At 80.8% G+C, this 2600-nt stretch carries 1 protein-coding gene and 1 pseudogene; one reads left to right on the forward strand and one right to left on the reverse strand.

The window, feature by feature from the left end; genetic code table 11:
• A pseudogene (locus ABZ641_RS32530) lies at window positions 1-282 on the forward strand (hypothetical protein); the annotation flags it as partial.
• 4 nt (window positions 283-286) lie between these two features.
• Here ABZ641_RS32530 and hrpB read toward each other — a convergent pair.
• Window positions 287-2600, reverse strand: a 2314-nt coding sequence (hrpB, locus tag ABZ641_RS32535; RefSeq protein ID WP_359987676.1) for an ATP-dependent helicase HrpB, incomplete at its 5' end; no start/stop codon positions are given.

Consider the following 2600-nt stretch of genomic DNA (forward strand, 5'->3'; position numbering starts at 1 on the left):
GGCACGGCCGCCCCGGCGCCACCGACTCCGACGGCATCCCCGTCCGCGGACCCCGCCCGCGCCGCATCGCCGGAGGCGACCCGGGCCCGGGCGACCCGGGCAGTCCCGCCCACCCGCCGGGCGACCGCGACGCCCCGCTGGCAGACCAGCCCCCGCAGCGACGACCCGCGGAGCGACGGCGGCAGCACCACCCGCAACGGCGCCTGCGCCACCAACCCCGCCGGCGAGATCATGACCTGCGACCCGGTGAAGACCGGCACCCCGCTGCCCCGCACCCCCTGAGGGGTCACTTGCGCGGGTTGGCCCGCCGGGTGGGATCGGCGGTGGTGGGGTCCTCCGGCCAGGGGTGGCGGGGGTAGCGGCCGCGGAGGTCGGCGCGGACGGCCCGGTAGCCGTCCCGCCAGAAGGAGGCGAGGTCGCCGGTGACCGCGGCCGGGCGACCGGCGGGGGAGAGCAGGTGGACGGTGAGCGGGGCGCGCCCGCCGGCCAGCGCCGGCGCCGCCTGCCAGCCGAACAGCTCCTGGAGCTTCACGGCGAGGACGGGCCGCTCCCCGGAGTAGTCCACCCGGATCCTCGACCCGCTCGGGACGGCGATCCGCTCGGGCGCCAGCTCGTCCAGCCGCCCGGCCTCGCCGCCCGCCCAGGGCAGCAGCCGCTGCAGGGCGGCGGCGGTGTCGATCCGGCCGAGGTCGGCTCGCCGCCGGGCCCGGGAGAGCTCCGGCTCCAGCCAGTCGGCGGCCCGTTCCAGCAGGGCCTCCTCGGAGACGTCCGGCCACGGGTCGCCGAGCACGCGGTGCAGGAAGGCCAGCCGCTCCCGCAGCCCGTCCGCGGCCGGCGGCCAGGACAGCAGGGCGAGGACGCCCTCCCGGGCGAGCCCGTCCAGCAGGGCGGCCCGCACCGGCCCCGGGTCCGGGTCGGTGAGCGGCGCCGCGGTGAGCTCCACCGCGCCCAGCCGGGCGACCCGCCGGGCGGTGACGTCGCCCTCGCGGGCGGACCAGTGCACCTCCTCGCGTTCGGTGACCAGGGCGGCGCCGGCCCGCCGGGCGGTGGCCTCGTCGAGCGCGACGGCCCGCCGCACCCGGGCCGAGGGAGAGCCGGCCGGCCGGTCGGCCACCGCGACCGCGAGCCAGCCGGCGCCGGAGAGCAGCGAGCCGGGGCCGAGCTCGGCGGCGGTGCCGGAGGCCATCAGGTAGCCGCGGTCGCCGCCGCGGGCACGGGCGATCCGCTCCGGGTGGGCGAGCGCGACGACCAGTCCGGCCGCGGCCTCGTCGGACACGGCACCCTCCCCGCCGGGCCCGGAGCCGTCCTGCCGCAGCCGCCGGGTCTCGTCCCGCCAGCGGCGCGCGTACGGGTCGTCGGCGCCGCGGACGCTCCGCCAGACGGCGAGCAGGTCGTCTCCGAGGGCGCGCGGCGGCTCCTCGGAGAGCAGGGCGACGAGCTCCGCGGCGCGGCGGGCGCCCACCAGGCCGGTGCCGTCCAGGAGGGCCCGGGCGAGCCGGGGGTGCAGGCCGGTGCGGGCGATCCGGCGGCCGCGGTCGGTGGCCCGCCCGTCGGCGTCCACGGCGCCGAGCGCCTGCAGGGTCTCCCGGGCGGCGGCCATGGCGCCGGCCGGCGGCGGGTCGGGCAGGGCGAGGCCGCGGGCGTCCGGGTCGCCCCAGCAGGCGGCCTGCAGGGCGAAGCCGGTCAGGTCGGCGAGGGCGATCTCCGGGGTGGGGAAGGGCTGCGCGCGGGCGTCCTCGACCTCGGCCCAGCAGCGGTAGACGGTGCCGGGGGCCTCGCGGCCGGCCCGGCCGGCGCGCTGCCGGGCGGCGGCCAGCGAGACCCGGACGGTGACCAGCCCGCCGAGACCGCGGGCGTGGTCGGTGCGCGGCTCCCGGGCGAGCCCCGAGTCGACGACGGTGCGCACGCCGGGCACCGTCAGCGAGGACTCGGCCACGGAGGTGGCGAGCACCACGCGCCGCCGGGCGCCCGGGGCGAGCGCCGCGTCCTGGACGGCCTGCGGCGCCTGCCCGTGCAGTTGCAGCACCTCGACGCCGGTGCCGAGCAGCCCGGCGACCCGGGCGATCTCGCCGACGCCGGGCAGGAAGCAGAGCACGTCGCCCTCGCGTTCGGCGAGCGCCCGGCGGACGGTGGCCGCGACGTGGTCGAGCAGCAGCGGATCCGTCCGGGTGCCGTGCGGCGGCCGGACGGCGCGCGGCGGGGGAGCCCACGCCACCTCGACGGGGTGGGACAGCCCGTGCGCCTCGACCACCGGTGCGCCGCCGAGCAGCTCCGCCCAGGCCGCGGTGTCGGAGGTCGCGGAGGCGCAGACCAACTGCAGCTCCGGCCGCAGCGCCGCCCGGACGTCGAGCAGGAAGGCGAGCGCGGTGTCGGCGTCCAGGTGCCGCTCGTGGCACTCGTCGAGGACGACCGCGTCGACGCCCGGCAGCTCCGGGTCGCGCTGCAGCCGCTGCAGCAGGACGCCGGTGGTGACCACCTCGACCACCGTCCGCGGCCCGACCCGCCGCTCGCCGCGGACGGTGAGGCCGACCTGCTCGCCGACGGCGCCGCCGAGCAGCCAGGCCATCCGGCGGGCCGCGGCGCGCACCGCGAGCCGGCGC

The sequence above is a fragment of the Kitasatospora sp. NPDC007106 genome, assembly GCF_040634455.1.
In the GTDB taxonomy this organism is placed as follows: Bacteria; Actinomycetota; Actinomycetes; order Streptomycetales; family Streptomycetaceae; genus Kitasatospora; species Kitasatospora arboriphila.